Here is an 18,238-nt window from a genome sequence, read left to right as displayed (position 1 = left end):
CACCGTCATCGGTACGCACCTTCCTGGATGGTTTCGTCAGCGAGACGTCTGAGCAGGTGGTTCATCGCTCGGGAGGCCGGGTCGCAGCGCGAGCACGCCGTGTTGGTCCCGGCGGCGCAGCGTGTACGGAGCTCATCCGCGCGAGGGCTGGGCCAGTGGCCGTCCGGCGGAACGTCGTGGAGGCTGCCGACGACACCGTCGGCGTACGCCAGCATGTTGCAGCCGTAGATCTCGCCGGTCTCGGCCCTGACGTACGCGGTGAAGCTCGGGACGTCGCACGGCACCGGCCCGTGAGCGTCGAACATCCCCGGGTCCGCGACCATCTCCACGCCCTGGACGGCGGCCTGGCCGACCAGGACGGGGATCGTCTCCCGCAACCGGTCGAGCTGCCGTCCCGTGGGCGTCAGCGCGCCGTTGTCCCTGATCGGGATGAGATGCCACCAGGCAGGACGGTCGGGGCGGTCCAGCAGCAGGTTCGCCAGGCGGGGGAGGTCGTCGGCGCCGAGTCGTTGGACCACGGTGTTCACGCCGTACGACATCCCGCTCCTGACCACGGAGTCGATGCCGGCGACGCACCGCTCGAAGAGGCCGTGCGTCCGGCGGATCTGATCGTGGACGAGACCGAACGCGTCCAGGCTCACCACGATCTCGGCGCATCCGGCCTCCGCCAGCGGCATGGCCTTCGGTCCGAGAAGCCTGCCGTTGGTGATGACCGAGACCCGGACCCCCGCGGCGGAGACCCGGCGTACGAGGTCGGGAAGATCGCGCAGCAGCAGGGGCTCGCCACCGGTGAACCTGATCGCGTCAGGCGACAGTTCGAGGACGTGTTCCAGTGCTTCTCTGTAGTGCTCGGTGGTCCGCCGCGTCCGGGGCTTCTCCCAGCACTCGCACATGTTGCAGCGCGCGTTGCAGTCGTCGAAGAGATTGAAGTAGACGATCCGCGGACGCCCGGCCGTACGGACGCGCTGGTCCAGGGGGCCTTCCCCGGGTTCCCCGGGCAGTACGGCCATCGTTTGGTCCCTTCTGTGGTCGGCTGAGCAGCGACGGCGTGTCAACGGCCAAGTGCGCGTCGCCAGCAGCACCGAGCCGAAGATCGTGCATCTCATGCTCCCCGCAGAGGTCCGCTCAGGTCGTCCCCGCAGGGACGGCCGATCCGTTCCGCCTCTTCCATTGGCTGAGCTGCACTGACAGCCAGAGAAGATGCATGAAGTACTCACGAATGCCGGCTACCGGTACTCGCGCAGCGCTGCCGCTCACCGAGCTGGACCGGGTCCCGGTTCCATCTCGGTCCTGCTCAAGGTGTTGGCGGGGAACTACGCTCGGACACTCGAGATGTGAAGGGATGTGAGCGTGGGCGCACGGATCGCGGTGTTCACCCTTGGCGGCACCATCGCCATGGTCGCGCAGCCCTCGGAATCCCCCGCAGGGGTGGTCCCCGCCCTGACCGGCGAGCAGCTCATCGCCTCCGTCCCCGGACTCTCCGAGCTAGGTGTAGATCTGCACATGTACGGCTTCCGGCAGCTTCCCGGGGCGTCACTGTCGCCAGCAGACCTGCGCGAGCTCGCCGACGCGATCCGCGAGCAGGACGTCGACGGCGTGGTGGTCACCCAGGGCACCGACACCATCGAAGAAAGCGCCTATCTCCTGGACCTGCTGCACGAGGGCGACCTGCCGGTCGTCGTCACCGGGGCGATGCGCAACCCGACGATGGCCGGGGCGGACGGCCCGGCGAACATCCTGGCCGCGATCCGCGTGGCCGCCAGCCCGCGAGCGCGCGGCCTGGGCTGCCTGGTGGTGTTCAACGACGAGATCCACACCGCCCGGCAGGTACGCAAGGTCCACAGCGTCAGCACCGGCGCGTTCGCCTCACCGGACACCGGACCGCTGGGCCGCGTGGTCGAAGACGAGATCCGCATCCACGGGCGGCCGTCGCAGCGGCTTACCGTCAGCGGCTCCTGGGAGGGCCGGGAGGTGCGGATCGCGCTGGTGACCGTGACGCTGGGCGATGACGGCGAGCTGTTGAAGGGCATCGACGCCCGGTTCGACGGCCTGGTCCTCGCCGCGTTCGGCGCCGGTCACGTGCCCGCGCGGACGGTGCCGATCCTGGCCGAGCTGGCTCGGCGCATGCCGGTGGTGCTGACCACGCGGACCGGCGCGGGACCGTTGCTCAGCCGTACCTACGGGTTCCCCGGGTCAGAGCAGGATCTGCTGGGTCATGGTCTGATCAGCGGCGGCTCGCTCGGCCCGTTCAAGGCGCGGATCCTGCTACAGGTGCTGCTCAACGCGGGCACACCACAAGAACAGATCCCTGGGTTCTTCGAGCAGGCGGGGAGCTGACCCGATGCGTAGCCACGAGCTGACGACTGGGCGGACCTTCGCGGTGACCTTCGCGCCTGGTGAGGACTTCTTCGAGACGCTGGACGCGTTCTGCCGGGAGAACGAGATCCGGCAGGGCTACATCCCGATGTTCATCGCGGCCTTCCGGGACGTCCAGATCGTCGGCACCTGCGAGAAGCCGACCGACCCCGAGGCACCGGTCTGGTCGCACGTACACCTGGAGAATGTCGAGGCCTTCGGCGGTGGCACCCTCGCCTATGACGCGGCCTCGGGCAGGGTCCTGCCGCACATCCACGTCAGCGTGGGCGTCAAGGCCGACGCGGCGAACGGCCGCACCAGCCACCTGCTGAGTGCCAAAGTCCAGTTCCTGGTGGAGATGGTGGTCGTCGAGATCCTCGCGCCAACCATGACGAGGGTGCCCGACCCCGGCATGTACAACGTGCCCCTGCTCACCTTCCTGCCTTCTGAGTGACCGGCGAGCGGTAGACACCCGACCACAGCGGCAGCTCCCTCTTCGAGCTTGATCCGCACCGGCAGCGAACGAGGCGGATTCTCTTCCTGTCCCGTAAGCCGGAAGCTGCAAGGATGATCGCATGGAGTTGAACGGGCGGCCGGTCACACCTGACGAGCTCAGCGCGCTCGGGCTGTACAACTACGGGCACTTCACCTCGATGCGAGTGGAGGAGGGCGGGCGGGTCCGTGGCCTCTCGCTGCACCTGGACAGGCTCCATCGTGACTGCCGGATCCTCCACAGCATCGACCTCGACCTGGAGCTGGTACGACGCCTCGCCCGGCGCGCCGCCACGGCCGTGGCACTCCCCCGGATCGTGAGGGTCACCGTGTTCGACCCAGCACTCGACCTGGCCCATCCGGGCACTGATACGCACCCGAGCATCCTGATCTCCACCCGGCCGGCCTCAACCGAGGTGTTGCCGCCGTTGAAGCTGCGCTCTGTTCACTACGAGCGCGAGCTTCCAGAGGTCAAGCACGTCGGCCTCTTCGGCACCATGCACCACCGGCGGGCCGCACAACGTGACGGCTATGACGACGTCCTGTTCGTGGACGGCAAGTCACGGATCTCCGAGGGTGCGACGTGGAACGTCGCCTTGCTTCGGGACGGGAAGGTCCTGTGGCCGCGGTCCGACTGGCTGCCGGGAGTCACCATGCGGCTGGTCACCGAGGTGATGGAGCGCGGCGGCATCGAGTTCGAGACCGTCGAGGTGGCGCTTCAAGAGATAGGGGCGATGGAGGCTGCCTTCGTCACCAACGCTGCCATCGGCATCCGAGCCATCCGGTCGATCGACGGAACCCGCTTCGCGACGGGCCTCCCTGCCGTCGACCGTCTGCAAGACGAGTACATGGCGATTCCTGGAGAGGCCCTGTAGCAATCATTTGTCCTCTCTACGAGACCCGGCGTAGTTCAATATTGCCTGGTCAATCTCACCAATCCAGTCGCCTGTCATGGGCACCTGGGGAGCCTTGATATTCGAATCGCCCGGTTGCGGGCCCGCGCTGTCTCCGAACGGTCTGATCTGCAGGGCTCCACGAACACGAGGGAGGAACTGTGAGGGGATGCCTCAAGATCCCGAGTAAGGTTGACCTGCCTCCTTGTCGATCGCGGCCTCGTAGAACGCGTCGGCGAGCGCCACGATGATCCCTTTGATCGCAGGTCCGTCGGTGAAGAAGTAGTCGGCCATGGTGTTGTGCGCCTCCTGGTTGTCGGCGACGGCCTCGGTGACGGCGGACTGGAAGTCCTGCGACTCCATGAACTGCTTCTTCGAGTTCACCCGGGTCTGCTTGACCAGGTCCTGGTCGGCGAGCAGCCGCTGCACGAGCCCCTGCACGAACTCCCGGATCTGGGACTCGGTGAACGACTCGGCGCCGAAGAGGTCGTTCATCTTGTCGATGACGACCTGGAGCGCGACGTACTTCGGCTCCTTCTTGGCGCCGGTGCCCGCTGCGCTGATCCCCTTCAGCTCGCCGTCCCCGGTCAGCGAGATGTCGATGGCGATCTTCTTGGTGTGCTTCACCCCGACCAGGACCACGTCCGAAAGGTCAACATCGGCGCTCCAGGAGGACTCGGCGATGACCTTCTCCAGCAGCCGGAGGAAGATCGAGAGCATCTCCATGTACGGGTCGCCGTAGTCGACGATCTGGCTCATGAAGTCATAGAGCCGCACGTAGGTGGAGACGTCCTTGCGGAAGAGATCGAGGGTGTTGAGCGTGACCCGGTCCTCGGCCTCGATCGCCGCCGCGTAGCGACGCCGGAAGTCATGCTGGGCCGGGCTGATCGCCGCCGAGAGCGCGTTGTTGCCCTTGCGGGCGACCCACAGCCCGGCGACCTGGCGGACCTGCTCCCCGGTGTAGATCCCCGCCTGGGCGAGCTTGTTCGCAAGGTGGACGACGACGTACGGGTCGGTCTCGGCCTCCAGGGTGGCGTTGGTGAAGTACGGCTCGAAGGCGGCCCTGATGTCGTCGGGCTTGTTGGCGAAGTCGATGACGAACGTCTTGGCCTTCTGCTCCCCGCCGACGGTGCGGTGGGTCCGGTTGAGCCGGGAGAGCGTCTGCACGGCGGCGACCCCGGAGAGCTTCTTGTCGACGTACATCGCCGACAGCAGCGGCTGGTCGAAGCCGGTCTGGAACTTGTTGGCGACCAGCATGATCTTGTACGTCTCGCCCTTGAATGCCGCGGCCAGGTCGGCGCCCGCTCCGGGGTTCATCTTGGCCTCGGTGAACTCGTCGTCCTTCGACGGCGTCGGCCCCCAGTCCTGGCCCCACTCCTCGTCCTCGGTCATCGACACCGACCCGGAGAACGCGACCAGGGTCCGGTAGTTGTACGACGCGTCCTCGGCGGCCCGCTTGGCGATGTAGGCGTCGATCGCCTTCCTGTACTTCACCGCGGCCTTGCGCGAGTCGGTGACGACCATCGCTTTGGCCTTGCCCTCCAGCAGGTGAGCGACGTTGGCGTGGAAGTGCTCGACGATGATCTGCACCTTCTGGCTGATGTTGGTCGGGTGCAGCTGCACCCACCGCATCAGCCCCTTGCGCGCGGCCGACTCCTCGACCTCGCCGCCGCCGTCGCCGCTGCCACCGCTCACGGCCCTGTCGGCGATCTTCAGCGCGGTCTCGTACGCCTGGTAGCCCTTGAGCACGTCGAGGATGTAGCCCTCCTCGATCGCCTGCTTCATCGAGTACAGGTGGAACTCGCGCGGCCTGCCGTCCGGCCCCTTGCGGCCAAACAGCTCCAGGGTCTTGTTCTTCGGCGTCGCGGTGAAGGCGAAGTAGGAGATGTTCTCCGACTCGGCCCGCTCGGCCATCTCCGCGGCCAGGATCGCCTCGACGTCGACCGAGCCGCCCTCCTCGATCTCCTTGATCTCCTCGGCGGTCAGGACCTGCTTCAGCTTCGAGGAGATCTGCCCCGACTGCGAGGAGTGCGCCTCGTCGGCGATGACGGCGAACCGCTTGCCCTTCAGGCCGGAGTCGGCCCGGATCTCGTCGAGCGCGTGCGGGAAGGTCTGCACCGTCACCGCGATGATCAGCTCGCCGTTCTTCAGCGCCTGGGCCAGCAGGCCGGACTTCGACTTCGCGCCGGCCTTGCGCACGTCCTCGGGGCTGATCGTCGCGACGATCTTCCCGCTGCCGTCGAGCTGCCGGATCGCGTCCTGAAGCTGCCCGTCGAGCACCGTGCGGTCGACGACCACGATGACCGAGTCGAAGACCTTCGCATCGTCGACGTGCAGCCGCGCGAGGCGGTGCGCCGTCCAGGCGATCGTGTTCGTCTTCCCCGACCCCGCGGAGTGCTCGATCAGGTACCGCCGGCCGACACCCTCCTCGGCCACGGCGGCCACGATCTTCGTGACCGCCTCCCACTGGTGGAACCGGGGGAACAGCATGTTCGTACGGCGCACCGACGTGCCGGTCGCCACGTCCCACTCCGTCCTGGTCTCCACGATCATCAGCCGGCCGATGATGTTGAGCCAGGCGTGCTTCTCCCAGACCCGCTCCCACAGGTACGCCGTCGCCGACCGCCCGTCGGTGCCGGGCGGGTTCCCGGCGCCGTCGTCGCAGCCGGTGTCGAACGGCAGGAAGTGCGTCGGCTCGCCCTCCAGCCGGGTCGTCATCGCGGCCCGGTCGTTGGAGACCGCGAAGTGCACCAGCGCCCGGTGCCCGAACGACAGCAGCGGCTCGCGCCGGCCGTTGGTCATCGGGTTGCGGTGCTTGCGGTACTGCTGGATGGCCTCGTCCAGCGACTGGGTGAAGTCGGTCTTCAGCTCCACCGTCGCGACCGGGAGCCCGTTGACGAAGAACACCAGGTCGATGCTGCGCTGGTCGGCGGTCGAGAAGTGCACCTGCCGCATCACCCGGACCCGCATCGCCGCATAGTGCGCGTTCGTCGTCGCGTTCAGCGATGTGTCAGGCCGGAACTGCGCCATCTTCAACCGGCCGCCGCTGATGTACTGCACCCCGGTCCGCAGGATGTTCAGCATCCCGCCGCCGTGCTCCAGCGACTTGTCCAGCGCCGTGGCCAGCACGTCGAGGAACTTCTCCCGCGACCCGGCCGCCTTCAACGCCTTCTCGTACGCCGGCTTCTGGGTCACCTCCAGCCACGCGAACAGATCCTCGGGGAACAGCGCCCGCTCACGGTCATAGCCGGTGTCATCGGCCGAGTACAGCCAGCCGTGGGCCGCGAGGTGCTCGCAGATCTCGGTCTCGAAGACAACCTCGTTGTGGTCGGCCATCACGCGGCCTCGCGTACGTCGATCTGACCCGTCACGGCCGCCGTGATCAGGACTGACCGGCGTTCACGGGCGAGCTCGATGAGCCGCTTGGTCTCCGCAATGAGCGATCCGATCGCGGCTGTCTGCTCGTCGAGGGCAGCGATGGTTCGTTTCTGGTCTTCGATAGGTGGCAGCGCTACAGGGAGGTTGCCGACCGTCCACTTGTTGGTAGCAGCAAGGTTCGTCGTCTGCTTTGCCGTAGTACGGAAATAGGTCCGGGCGACCGGACCGTCGAGCCAATAGACCAGGAACTCCGAGTCGAGACTTCCGTTCGGCCTGACTGCGAAGATGTGGTTTTGATGCAGCATGTTGGGCAGGTCACCGTGCCACAGTGCCCCTCGCCCCAGCTTGTCGATGTCCCCGCCCTCGGTCATCAGGACGTCCCCACGCTGGAGCATGGAGCGAACAGCGCGCTCCGAAGGAACGCGGACCGTCTTGATCTCACCGAGATTCACGTATCCAACCTGGACGTTTGCGACGCGCAGGTATGGCCATTCTGGGTCAACCGGGTCACCCTCGCCGCTCAATGTGATCCCTGTCTGGATCGTCGAGACGTACTTCAGCCTGGTCATGGCGGCGCGCAGGTCAGTCAAAGTGCTCGCGATTGCAGCGGCACGTCGCTCGCGGAGCATCTCGATCAGGCGATGCTGCTCCTCAATGAGCGTGTCGATGCGGGCGGTCTCGCGGTCGAGGTAGTCGGCGATCGCGCGCTGCTCCTCGGAGGACGGAATGAAGGCGTCGATCGTCTTCAACGCAGAGAATGGAACCTCTGTAGTTCGAACGTTCGCCTGGTCGCCAGCACCAATCCCACGCTCGCGCTTGATGAGCTCCTCAGTGAACCAAGATGACTTCATCAGGTAGGAAATGAAGTGGGCGTCAGTTCCTGGACGCGGTCGCATGACCTCGTAATGGTAGGTGACCAGTCCGTCCTCATGGGCGACGCCCATTGCGCCCGCTCGAATGCTCATCTTGTTGAACACGATGTCGTTCCGACGACAGACCTTGTACGCGTCGAGAGATTCTGCCCGTTGAGGCGCATCCGTCAGTTCGCTCCGCCGGATCACCCCGCGGGTCTGCGAAACCGACATCAGCGGAAGATCGATGCCTGGGATGCGTTCATCAATCTTCTCCATTGCGTGCCCGAATCGCGTCACCCCTCCACCTCCCTCAGCAGGTCGAGGATCTTGGCGACCTGCTTCTCCAGGTCGGCGTCGATCTCGGCGAGCGGCCGGGGCGGGACGTACTTGTAGAAGTGGCGGGTGAAGGGAATCTCGTAGCCGACCTTGACCTTGGCCCAGTCGATCCAGGCGTCGGGGACGTGCGGCTTCACCTCGGTGTCGAAATACGCCTGGATGACCTCGATCCTGCCTGCGGGTCCGGCGGTCGAGCCGCCGTAGGTGAACGGCACGTTCTCGGTGTCGCGCTTCTTGGAGTCGGGCTTCGGCTTGCCCTTGCGGTCGACGACGGGCTTGCCGTCCTCGTCGAGCAGTGGCCGCTCGACGGTGATGGTCCAGTAGCCGAACTCGTCGCTGCGCAGCACCTTGGAGAAGTCCGGGTCGGCGTCGGTGAAGTCGGCGTACAGACCGACGACCTTGGCGCGGTCGGCATCGCTGATTTCGCGGCCCTTGCTGCCGAGGTTCTTACGCATCTTGGTCCAGAATGACGTGCCGTCGATGAGCTGGACCAGGCCCTTGCGGTCGGGATGCTTGGTGTTGTCGAGGATCCAGATGTAGGTGGCGATGCCGGTGTTGAAGAACATGTTGGTCGGCAGCGCGACGATCGCGTCGACCAGGTCGTTCTCCAGCAGCCACCTGCGGATGTTCGATGGGCCGGACTCGGCGGCGCCGGTGAAGAGCGGCGAGCCGTTCATGACGATCCCGACCCGGCCGCCGCCGTCCTCGGGGGCGCGCATCTTATGCGCCAGGTGCAGCAGGAACAGCATCTGGCCGTCCGAGGTGGCGGGCAGGCCCGGCGCGAACCGGCCGTACGGGCCGGCCTCGTCGCGCTCCTTCGTGACGGCCTTGGCGTACTGCTTCCAGTCGACGCCGTACGGCGGGTTGGACATGCAGAAGTCGAACTGGCGGCCCTTGAAGGCGTCGTCGGTGAGCGTGTTGCCGAAGGCGATGTTGGACGCGTCGTGGCCCTTGGCGAGCAGGTCGGACTTGCAGATCGCGTACGACTGCGGGTTGTACTCCTGGCCGTACAGGCTCAGCCGGGCGTCCGGGTTCTGCGCGAGCAGGTGCTCCTCGGCCAGGGAGAGCATGCCGCCGGTGCCGGCGGTGGGGTCGTAGAGCGTGCGGATGATCCCGGCCTCGGTCAGGGCGGCGTCTTTTTCGGCGAAGAGCAGGTCGACTAGGAGCCGGATCGCGTCACGCGGAGTGTAGTGGTCACCGGAGGTCTCGTTCGCGGCCTCGTTGAACTTGCGGATGATGTACTCGAACGCGTCCCCCATGTCGGCGTTGGACACGACATCGGGGTGCAGGTCGACGGCGCCGAAGGACTTCACGATCTCGCGCAGGAGACCGGCCTTCTCCAGGGCGATGATCTCCTTCTTGAAGTCGAAGTACTCGAACACGTCGACATCGGCGGAGAACCGGTCGATGTAGTCGACGAGGTTGTCCTCGAGCCCGTCCGCGTCCTGCAGCAGGTTGGCGAAGCCGTACTCCGAGGTGTTGTAGAACGGTCGACCGGTCTTCTTCTTGACCTCGATCCGGAGCCGGTTCGGGTTCTCGTGTGCCGCGGCCAGCTCCCGGACGGTCTGGCGGTCCGGCTCCAGGATGCAGTCGAGGCGCCGAAGGATCGTGAACGGGAGGATCACGTTCCCGTACTGGTTGGGGCGGTAGGGGCCCCGAAGCTGGTCGGCGATCGACCAGATGAAACTACCGAGCGTGCTCACAAGGCTCCTCAGGAATCACTCAACGTGCATGGCTGCGTCGGCACATGGGTTAGTCGCGCCCACGCAAGGCAACGCACGTCCGCTGACGGGGGCGTCATGAAGCCATCTTCGTGCACTTCGGCCTCCTGTGTACGGGGAGAGTCAGGCAGAACCCAGGCCCACCCGCACCGTAGCGAAGGGGGCCGACACAAAGCACGAGCAACGAGAGATCAGTCATGGGGCACCCCAGGTTTGACAGATACCGGCACGATGGCACGCCGTACGCTTTCGGCAGTGACCACACCACGTCGGTAATCCACGCAGGCAGTATCGGCCAGGAGAGTGACATCTTGAGCCAGGGGCAGAGGATCGTCCACGGTAAGCTGATCCGTGACCGGATTCCGGAGATCATCGAAGCCGCCGGCCGGACGGCCACAGTCCGCGTCCTCGACGAGGCGGAGCTGGCCTCCGCGCTGACCGCCAAGCTCGCCGAGAAGGCCGAAGAGCTGCGCCAAGCCGGTCCCCAGGGCCCCGGCAAAGTCGGCTGAGTATCTTGTGATCATGTGAACCCGAGGATCGGCAGGACCCGGGTGGCGTCCCGGCCGAGGTGGCGGATCGTCTTGGCGAGGTTGCCGGATCCGGACCGGCAGAGCACGCCGATGACGAGATTGCGCAGCCCGGCCGTCACCCGGGGCGCGTTGGCGGTGCGAACCTGGCAGTGGTCTTCACCGAAGGTCACATCGCGGACCCAGTGCAGCCGGTTCTCGATCGGCCAGTGGCCGCGGACCCAGCCGGCCAGTTCGTCAGCAGTGGCCTGCCAGACCGGCACGCTGGTGACGGCTAGACGATGGCGGTCCGCCACCGGCCCCCGCACAGGCTCCTGACCTGGCGTTTGATCTGCAGGGCCTGGACTGCGTGCGGAAAGCCCAGACCGGCCTTGACCGTGACCGTCTTGAGCGTGCGCTGCTCTTCACGGCCATGACCCCGCTCGCGCCGCCGGGAACCTTGCGCCACAGCAGTCCTTTGACCTGCGCGTACAGGCTCGGCTGGTTCTTCACCCGCGATCACGATGTAGTGGGCGTTCTTCTCACCGGCCAGGAAGTCGGCGTGATCGCGCTGGGTGTGCAGCGCATCGGCGGTGACCACGCAGCCGGTCAGGTCCAGGCTCTCCAGCAGTGGCCGGAACCGGGTGATCTCGTTGGTCTTGCCGTCCGCGCCGGTCTGGGCCAGCACGAGGCCGTCGGCCTGGTCTACGGCCGACAGCAGGTGCACCGCTTCACCGCCTGCGGTGCGGGCGCCGCGCAGGCTTTTGCCGTCCACCGCCACTGCCCGGGGCGCGGTCGATCATTGGACGGTGCGGCGGGTGTGCGGTCAGCCGGTCTTGGCGGACGCCGAGCGCGGCTAGGACGGTTGCGGGGGCGTCGGCGATCCACTCACCGATCGCGGTGAAGGAGCGTGCTCCGGTCAGTATCGCCGCCGTGGTTACGGCCAGCAGCGAACCGAGCGTATGGCGCACTCCGCGAGGGTCACGGGGGTCGGGGATGCGGGCCAGGTGTTCCAGCAGGCCGGCGTAGTCGATGGGTTCGGGGTCAGTGGTCGGGCAGGTCAGGGCCGCGAGTTGGCCCAAGACGGGGGTGATCGGCGATGATGTGGAGGCAGGCACGGTCTTCTCTGGTGATTACTAGGCTTCGACAACCACATGATCCCGAAGGCCGTGCCTGTTCGCGTGTCCCGCTCCTCACCGTGTGACCCCCGCGGCGGGCTGTCAACGCCGCCTCTCACGCCCATTCGAATCGGACATCCAGGCATCCGACTCCACTACGCCGGGACCCTGGCTCTCGAGCACCGTCGGCGGAAGACTCAAGATCTCAGTTGCTTGCGCCGGGACCCCACATCGACCAAGCGATCAACTTCCCGCACTCCCGCCTTCGAGAATGAAAACAATTCGACTCCGATTACCGAAATGTCCCAAACCTCCCATAAGTGGAGCGAGGTGCACATGGGTAGGAAATATGATATAGAACTCCAAGCAATAAATACACCGGTTACGGTACAGAAGGAGGATGCATGGCCAAGGTCGGCTACGTCGTCTATGAGGTTACGGCGCACGTTTTGAGGCGGAAAGACGAGTATCGACCGCTAGATGACCTGGACGGCAATGGTGCTGACACGCTCCAAGACACAGAAGCAATCCTTAAAGCCCTTAGCGACGAACTCAGCCCTCAGATTGAGGAGCGCTACGAACAGGCGTTCGATGTGCAGGGATTTCATCGCTCCGGGAGAGCAATCACCATCCAAGGCTCCGCGGGACCGTATGGCACTGCCGGAAATCTAACAAATGTCGATTCGGGGGATAGGCGCCGTTACGGTGCTCGCGACGCGACAATGATCGACCTCCGGGCGATGCTGATCATCCCGACAGGAGAAAGGGTGGGACTACTTTTCTGCGAGCGGAAGGGCGCTCGACACCTAAAAAACATAATCGAGAGGCACGTATTGAAGAAAATTGGCGTTCAACAGAATGTCCGCTTCGACGTTCTCCCCTTCGTTGATCCAAAGGCGTGGGAGAAATTCCTTGATTCTGCGCAGACTTATGAAATTTCCTATATCTATCGCTCTACCAGGCTAGAAGACCTTGCACCTGAGCGACGTAGCGCGGGAGATCTCCGAATGACAGTTACTGGAGGCGTTGCGCGACGAATAGGGAGAGCCTTCCGGTCAGTTCTTTCGCAGATGACAGAGGGACGTGACAGGGCAGCGGACGGTCATAGCGGTGTAGTAGTCCGAGAGGTACCTCATCCGGCAGAGCTTACACCTCGCGACGAAGAACACTTCGATCATGAGCGGGTTGAGATGCAGGTTGGTCATGATAATACTAAGCGAACAATCGTCATAGAGAGAGGCCAGCTACCTCAGTTCATATATGAGCTCGAAAAAGATTTGGTCGATGATGCATTGTGGGGAAGGTTTCGAGATCACGCTGCTAATATTTTGTCGGACCTAGGTAGTACCCTTGGGTAGAAAAGGCAAGGAAGCCACCTTAGCTGCTCAGCAGGCAGCTGACCGGAGGTGTCTACCAGGTGAGTCCCCACATGCGCCGCTACTTCGGGCGTCTCGGTATCCGCGATCTCGTCAAAGATCATTTCAACACTCTCTACGAGTTTGACCGCGACAATAAAAGTCATACCAGTTGGCCCGATATTGTCTTATTTTATGCCATCCCCACGGGCATCGGAATATTCTGCTGGATCAGGGATGTAAAACTTTACATAAGCGATGTGATGCTAGGCGGCGTCGCCATCCTTACGGGATTCCTGTTCGGTCTAATGCTGCACATATTTAGCATTGGAGTGAAGATAGCCGACGATCCTCGCTATAAGTCGGGGGATAAGCTGCCAACACTGGTCGACGAACTCCGCGCAAATGTTTCATATTCATGCGGAATCGGACTCCTCGTTACAGTTATTCTTGTTATTCCAGTAGCCTTTATAAGCCCCTCCACTTTAGAGGCCGGGCTCAACTCTGACATGGCCGGGTTATTTTCTACACTGTTTACCCATCTAGTTTTAACGCTTCTAATGGTGATTCGACGAGTTAGGTCCGCTTATAAGGCCATGTCCAAATAAAGAGATTAATTCACAGAGCCTGGGTCTGAATCATAGGTTACGGAGGACGGAACTCAGACAAAGGCACTGGCCGACGCATGTCTGAGCGTCTGCAGGGGCTGCAAGATCTACCGGCGGTAACCTCGCCAACCCGGTAGCCAAGCCGCACCAACCCTGTACCGCTTCAAAATTCATCGCGTAGGGCTTGAACTGGGCGTTCTCCGGGGCGGTTACGCGGCTCGGTGGTACTCGTTGATCAACCCGCCGAGCACCTTCCGGTGTTCGAGCCGACCTTCCAGCGGCATCACGGTCGGCTCGTCGTGATCGGGTGGCCGTTGGGAGCGGGACTGGTGCGGCCGGCGGCCGTTGTAGTGAGCGGCATACTCGATCAGCGCTGAGCGCAGGTGCCGGGTGGCGTCCTCGGGGCGGTGTAAAAAGCTCGACGAGGTAGGTGCCGTGGGTGGATCTTAGGCCGCCTCGACAGCCGCTGCCAAGGCCGGCTGGTCGGCGGGGTGAAGCTGGGCCGGTGGGTGCAGCAGCGCGCGCCGCAGGTCCTGCAGGACGCGCAGTCCGGCCGGGGCCATGGTGAAACCGCGCCAGCCCCGGGAGGCCCGGTCCAGCACGGCCCACACGAGGGACACGCAGGAGGTCTCGCCGGGGAAGCGGCCGATGACGGCTCTTCGAAGTTAAGCGGGGTTGAGGCATCCGCGGCTTCGTCGGGTGGTGGCGCAGCGGGTGCGTAGACGCTGGTTTTCGGGGTTTCGGAAACCGTAGGCGTCTCGGGCGACCGTCTTGATCACTCGGTTGGTGCCCTCGGAGCCGGCGTTGGTGACGCCGGTCTGGATGAACGCGAGGATCTCGGGCCACCAGGTCTCGACCGTGCCCGCCAAGCGGTGGAGCTCGGGCAGGCCGGAGGCGGCGCACCGGTCATGGAAGCGAAACAGCCGGTCGGCGATGACCGTGCGATCGGGGTGCGTGCGGGCCAGTGCGAGCAGGTCGAGCAGGTCTTCCTTGGCGTTCCACGCGGCCAGGATCGGCACACCGATCCGCTTCGGCAGCGCCATCAGGTCATCGACCATCGGATCGAGCTGCGAGCCGTGCATCCGGGCGGCCGAGCGGGTCAGCCGGTTGCGCAGCTCCCATTCCCGGTTGCCCTTGCGCCCGCGCCGGCCCCGCACCTGGACGGTGACGCGGCGGCGGACCTCGGTGACCGCGGCGTTGGCCAGCTGCACGATATGGAAGTGGTCGATCACCAGCCTGGCCTGCGGTAACACTGCCCGGACCGCGGACTTGAAGATGGTGCACATGTCGATCGCGACGAAGGCCACGCCATCGCGCCATGCCTGGCTGCGCTCGCCGAGCCAGCCGGTGACGGCGGCGCTGGTACGGCCTTCGACCTGGCCGAGCAGCCCTTGCCCGCCGGAGATGTCGACGAAGCCGACATGCCAGCGGTCCACGGCGGTCTGCCAGGTGCCGGTGGTCTCATCCCAGGTCCAGCGGGGACGGCCACGGCGGATCTCGTCGATCCCCAGCACCGTGACGGGGACGGGCTGATCGGGCAGGACGCGGGCGGCGTGCGCGGTGAACGCCGCACAGGCCACCGGCCAGGACACGCCATGGTCGCGAGCCGACTGCACGATCGTCCTTCCGCCGTCGGCGACCGCCGCCCCGGCGGTCTGGCGTAATCGCGCCGTCAGCCGGGCCCGGGCCGGGACCTGGGCGACGTGCTCGGTGAACGTCCCGCGCGGGCAGTCCTGCTCGTCGCAGTACCAGCGGCGTTTACGCCAGCGCAGGTCACAGCGGCGTCCGGCGACCGGCAGGTCACGTGGGCGGGTGGTCACCCACTCCTTGACCCGGGCCGCCACCACTCCGCACTCGGGGCAGGCCCGGGTGGCCTCGTCGGCGGTGACCAGATGCACGATCGGCCCCTGCCCGCCCTCATCCCCGTTCTGACCTGCTGCGACGACGTCGACGACGGCCAGGCCCTCCAGGCCCAGCAGCCGGGTCGTATCGTTGACCATGCTCGCGGCTCTTCTGTTATGATCTTCTGCCTAGACAACAGAAATGATCAACGAGAGCCGCGGGCTCCCTCAAGAGGCGATCTCAGCTCCGAACGGTCCGGTGGGTGCTCGGACCCCGGCTAAGTTCGATGAGCCCCGATGACCTTGACGCGGCGGCGGGTCTCGCCGAAGGTCCGCTCGATGAAGTTGGAGTGGCGCACGCGCTTGTGGTGCTCGATCGGGAAGCGCAGGTAGGTGGTCAGGCTGTGGCGGTCGGTCAGCAGGCTCTTGACCGCCGCCGGGTAGGAGCGGCCCCAGGTTTCGGCGAAGGCGTCGATGCGGTCCTGGATGAGCTCGACCAGCCGCTGGCCGGGCGCGACAGCCGCCTCGTCGAGGCCGGCCAGGTCGAAGAGGCTCCAGTAGGCGGCCTTGACCGCGGCCTGGTCGGCGGTCGAGACCTTGGCGGCGATGTTGCGCAGGCGGTGGATGAGGCAGCGCTGGCGCAGCGAGGCGGGGAAGACCTGCTCGACCGCGCTGATCAGGCCGGGTGCGCCGTCGGAGACGACCAGCAGCGGCGGACGCAGACCGCGGCCGACGAGATCGGCCAGGAAGTCGCCCCAGGCGTCGGTGGATTCGGATCCGGCGGCGGCCAGGCCGACGAAGACGGGCTTGCCGCCGGTGGTGATGCCCCAGGCGGCCAGCACCGGCTCGGCGCGGGCGCCGTCGTGCATCTTGAAGTGCGAGGCGTCGACGAACAGGTAGTCCAGCTCGATGGCGGTCAGGTCGCGCCGGCACCAGGTGTCGTACTCGGCGACGATGGCCTGGCAGATCGCCGAGACCGTGGACTTGGACAGGGCCGCTTCGGGGCCGAGGGCGTCGGCGAGGGTCGCTTCGACGTCGCGGACCGACAGGCCGCGCACGAAGGAGGCGATGACGAGGGTCTCCAGGGCGTGGGTGCGGGTGACGCCGGTGCCGAACAGGCGGGAGGCGAACGCCTCGGTGGTGCCGCGCAGCTTGGGGCGGGCGATGGTGACCGGTCCGGAAGTGGTCTTGATGGTGGTGGGGCAGTGGCCGTTGCGGTGGCCGGGCCGCACGGTCGTCTCCTCGCCGACCGCTGCGGTGCGCTGGTAGCGGGCGCGGCCGAGGAAGGCCTCGACCTCGGCTTCGACGGCGGTCTGGATGATCAGGCGGGCGCCCAGGCGGGCGACGTCCTCAAGGATCTCGACGAGGTCGCGGCCGTCGGTGAACAGGGCGTCGATCTCGGCGCGGATGGCCTGGGTGGGCGATAGTCTGCGTGCCACGGGCGTAGGTCTCCTGCTGTGCGAACTTTGGTCGGTTCAACACGGCAACCTACGCCCGCTGTTTTTACACCGCATCCGGGACGCCACCGTGCCGTTCGTTGTAGATCAGCATGCGGTCGGTGCACTCGGCCCGTACGGTGCGCACCCTGTACCGCGTCAAAACTCGTCACATGAGGCTTGACCTGGAACTTCACCGAAGCAGGCGCCCTTGGCGGCCGACAGTGAATAATGGTCAAAGGCCCTATGTTTGCTCGGTGTTTGCTCGTGTGTCCTGATACGGCGCGGCACTCGGTGTCACGGCCCGGCAGAACGGCAAGGACGCTTCCGGACAGGACGGCGCAAGACAGCACGCCGTGACACCGGACGGCATTCGGGCTGCTGACTTTTAATCCGTAGGTTCTGGGTTCGAGTCCCAGGCGCCCTACCACTCGCACCCCGTCTGACCTGCGATTTCTCGGGCCAGGCGGGGTCTTCGCGAGCCGGAGAACGGCGATGTTTGCTCCATGTTTGCTCGCGGGCACGGACCGGGCACACAGTAGATCGTTTAGGTGCGTTTCTTCGGGTCAGACCCCACAGACGGCCACCGGAAGAGCACGACAGAAGACCTCGCCGGGCCGCTATGCCTCCGAAGACCATTCCAGCGGTCAACAGACAGCAAGCCCACCGAGCTGCGGCGACGGATAACCCACAGGAGCTCTGAGCTTGTGGACGAATTCCCGAATCGCTCCGCCGAACAGGGTGGGTGCCAGAAACCCGGCCACCCTATGCGACCTGCGCATACTCGTGGATCAGCCCGCCGAGACGATCACGGCGGATGACCTCGATATCGGCCTCGACCGGGTCGGGCAGGGCTCGAAGGGGAGCGGCTTGACCCAGGGATCGGTGCGGGCGGTGCTCGTTGAAGTGAGCCTCGTACGCGGCCAGTACGCGTCGCAGGTGACGGGCGTTGACGATCAGCATCCGGTCAAGGACCTCCCGGCGCAGCCCGCCGATCCACCGCTCGACGCAGGCGTTCGCCTGCGGAGCCCCCGGAGGCGTCTTCAGAATCCGGATGCCCGTGCCGGTGAACACCTCATCGAACGCGGTGGTGAACTTCGCATCCCGGTCCCGGATGAGGAAGCGGAAGCCTTCGGCCCGATCTCCCAGCTCGATCATCAGGTTCCGGGCCTGCTGAGCGACCCACTCCCCGGTGGGGTGATCGGTGACGTCGAGCAGGTGCACTCGTCGGGTGGCGACCTCCATGACGACCAGCCTGAGCGTTTCACCAGCGCCGTCGGCAGTGGTGACGGAATGTGAGATCACAAGGAAAGGTGCCTTCCAGCCTGCTTGGATGCGACTTGTC

General features: G+C 65.4%; 15 protein-coding genes and 2 pseudogenes. 6 read left to right on the top strand and 11 right to left on the bottom strand.

Annotated features, from left to right (window positions below):
- Nucleotides 1-5: 5 nt before the first annotated feature.
- The gene (locus IEZ06_RS24510) at nucleotides 6-1,010 is read right to left on the bottom strand and encodes a radical SAM protein (protein ID WP_189239031.1); all 1,005 of its coding nucleotides are present in this window, start codon (nucleotides 1,008-1,010) and stop codon (nucleotides 6-8) included.
- A gap of 340 nt (nucleotides 1,011-1,350) precedes the next feature.
- Between IEZ06_RS24510 and IEZ06_RS24505 the strand changes: the two genes are divergently transcribed.
- The 3 genes from IEZ06_RS24505 to IEZ06_RS24495 all read left to right on the top strand — a co-directional run bounded on the left by IEZ06_RS24505 (nucleotide 1,351) and on the right by IEZ06_RS24495 (nucleotide 3,722).
- A complete protein-coding gene (locus tag IEZ06_RS24505; protein WP_229798625.1) occupies nucleotides 1,351-2,337 on the top strand; it encodes an asparaginase in 987 nt (328 codons plus the stop codon).
- Nucleotides 2,338-2,341: 4 nt separating this feature from the next.
- The gene (locus IEZ06_RS24500) at nucleotides 2,342-2,809 is read left to right on the top strand and encodes a PPC domain-containing DNA-binding protein (RefSeq protein ID WP_189239030.1); all 468 of its coding nucleotides are present in this window, start codon (nucleotides 2,342-2,344) and stop codon (nucleotides 2,807-2,809) included.
- Nucleotides 2,810-2,930: 121 nt separating this feature from the next.
- Nucleotides 2,931-3,722, top strand: coding sequence for an aminotransferase class IV family protein (locus IEZ06_RS24495; RefSeq protein ID WP_189239029.1), 792 nt, complete (start codon nucleotides 2,931-2,933; stop codon nucleotides 3,720-3,722).
- A 192-nt stretch (nucleotides 3,723-3,914) separates the two neighbouring features.
- On the opposite strand, the gene IEZ06_RS24490 is transcribed toward IEZ06_RS24495, so the two are convergent.
- From IEZ06_RS24490 to IEZ06_RS24480, 3 genes are read right to left on the bottom strand one after another with little or no spacing between them, the layout of a single operon-like run.
- The gene (locus IEZ06_RS24490; RefSeq protein ID WP_189239083.1) at nucleotides 3,915-7,076 is read right to left on the bottom strand and encodes a type I restriction endonuclease subunit R; all 3,162 of its coding nucleotides are present in this window, start codon (nucleotides 7,074-7,076) and stop codon (nucleotides 3,915-3,917) included.
- Nucleotides 7,076-8,269: a restriction endonuclease subunit S gene (locus IEZ06_RS24485; RefSeq protein ID WP_189239028.1), complete on the bottom strand. Its 1,194-nt coding sequence runs from the start codon at nucleotides 8,267-8,269 to the stop codon at nucleotides 7,076-7,078. Before IEZ06_RS24485 ends, IEZ06_RS24490 begins: the two co-directional genes overlap by 1 nt.
- Nucleotides 8,266-10,011 carry an HsdM family class I SAM-dependent methyltransferase gene (locus IEZ06_RS24480; protein WP_189239027.1) on the bottom strand — a complete coding sequence of 582 codons (1,746 nt, stop codon included), beginning with the start codon at nucleotides 10,009-10,011 and terminating at the stop codon, nucleotides 8,266-8,268. The genes IEZ06_RS24485 and IEZ06_RS24480 overlap by 4 nt, the downstream gene beginning before the upstream one ends.
- A gap of 329 nt (nucleotides 10,012-10,340) precedes the next feature.
- On the opposite strand from IEZ06_RS24480, the gene IEZ06_RS24475 reads away from it, so the two are divergent.
- Nucleotides 10,341-10,538: a nucleoside triphosphate pyrophosphohydrolase gene (locus tag IEZ06_RS24475; RefSeq protein WP_189239026.1), complete on the top strand. Its 198-nt coding sequence runs from the start codon at nucleotides 10,341-10,343 to the stop codon at nucleotides 10,536-10,538.
- An 11-nt stretch (nucleotides 10,539-10,549) separates the two neighbouring features.
- On the opposite strand, the gene IEZ06_RS37710 is transcribed toward IEZ06_RS24475, so the two are convergent.
- The 3 genes from IEZ06_RS37710 to IEZ06_RS37705 are packed head-to-tail and all read right to left on the bottom strand — an operon-like array spanning nucleotide 10,550 to nucleotide 11,653.
- On the bottom strand, nucleotides 10,550-10,819 hold the full coding sequence (locus tag IEZ06_RS37710) for a transposase (protein ID WP_203872160.1): 270 nt from the start codon (nucleotides 10,817-10,819) through the stop codon (nucleotides 10,550-10,552).
- An 11-nt stretch (nucleotides 10,820-10,830) separates the two neighbouring features.
- A complete protein-coding gene (locus tag IEZ06_RS36610; RefSeq protein ID WP_268245625.1) occupies nucleotides 10,831-11,316 on the bottom strand; it encodes an ISAs1 family transposase in 486 nt (161 codons plus the stop codon).
- Nucleotides 11,267-11,653 carry a transposase family protein gene (locus IEZ06_RS37705; protein ID WP_373293925.1) on the bottom strand — a complete coding sequence of 129 codons (387 nt, stop codon included), beginning with the start codon at nucleotides 11,651-11,653 and terminating at the stop codon, nucleotides 11,267-11,269. Before IEZ06_RS37705 ends, IEZ06_RS36610 begins: the two co-directional genes overlap by 50 nt.
- A gap of 404 nt (nucleotides 11,654-12,057) precedes the next feature.
- Between IEZ06_RS37705 and IEZ06_RS24465 the strand changes: the two genes are divergently transcribed.
- Nucleotides 12,058-13,011 (top strand): hypothetical protein, encoded by a 954-nt coding sequence (locus tag IEZ06_RS24465; protein WP_189239025.1) that lies wholly within the window; start codon nucleotides 12,058-12,060, stop codon nucleotides 13,009-13,011.
- 71 nt (nucleotides 13,012-13,082) lie between these two features.
- Nucleotides 13,083-13,616, top strand: a complete 534-nt coding sequence (locus IEZ06_RS24460; RefSeq protein WP_189239024.1) for a hypothetical protein — start codon at nucleotides 13,083-13,085, stop codon at nucleotides 13,614-13,616.
- 446 nt (nucleotides 13,617-14,062) lie between these two features.
- Here the strand turns inward: IEZ06_RS24460 and IEZ06_RS24455 are convergent.
- The 4 genes and pseudogenes from IEZ06_RS24455 to IEZ06_RS24440 all read right to left on the bottom strand — a co-directional run.
- Nucleotides 14,063-14,278: pseudogene (locus IEZ06_RS24455) on the bottom strand (IS256 family transposase); the annotation flags it as partial.
- Nucleotides 14,279-14,281: 3 nt separating this feature from the next.
- Nucleotides 14,282-15,616 (bottom strand): ISL3 family transposase, encoded by a 1,335-nt coding sequence (locus IEZ06_RS24450; RefSeq protein WP_189239023.1) that lies wholly within the window; start codon nucleotides 15,614-15,616, stop codon nucleotides 14,282-14,284.
- Nucleotides 15,617-15,750: 134 nt separating this feature from the next.
- Nucleotides 15,751-16,896: pseudogene (locus tag IEZ06_RS24445) on the bottom strand (IS256 family transposase); the annotation flags it as partial.
- Nucleotides 16,897-17,658: 762 nt separating this feature from the next.
- Nucleotides 17,659-18,238: integrase core domain-containing protein (locus tag IEZ06_RS24440; RefSeq protein WP_229798623.1), on the bottom strand; the 580-nt coding region annotated here is incomplete at its 5' end.

This window comes from Planomonospora antibiotica (genome assembly GCF_014647955.1).
In the GTDB taxonomy this organism is placed as follows: Bacteria; Actinomycetota; Actinomycetes; order Streptosporangiales; family Streptosporangiaceae; genus Planomonospora; species Planomonospora parontospora.
The sequence above is the reverse complement of the archived record's forward strand: the minus strand, read 5'-3'. Positions and strand labels throughout refer to the sequence as shown.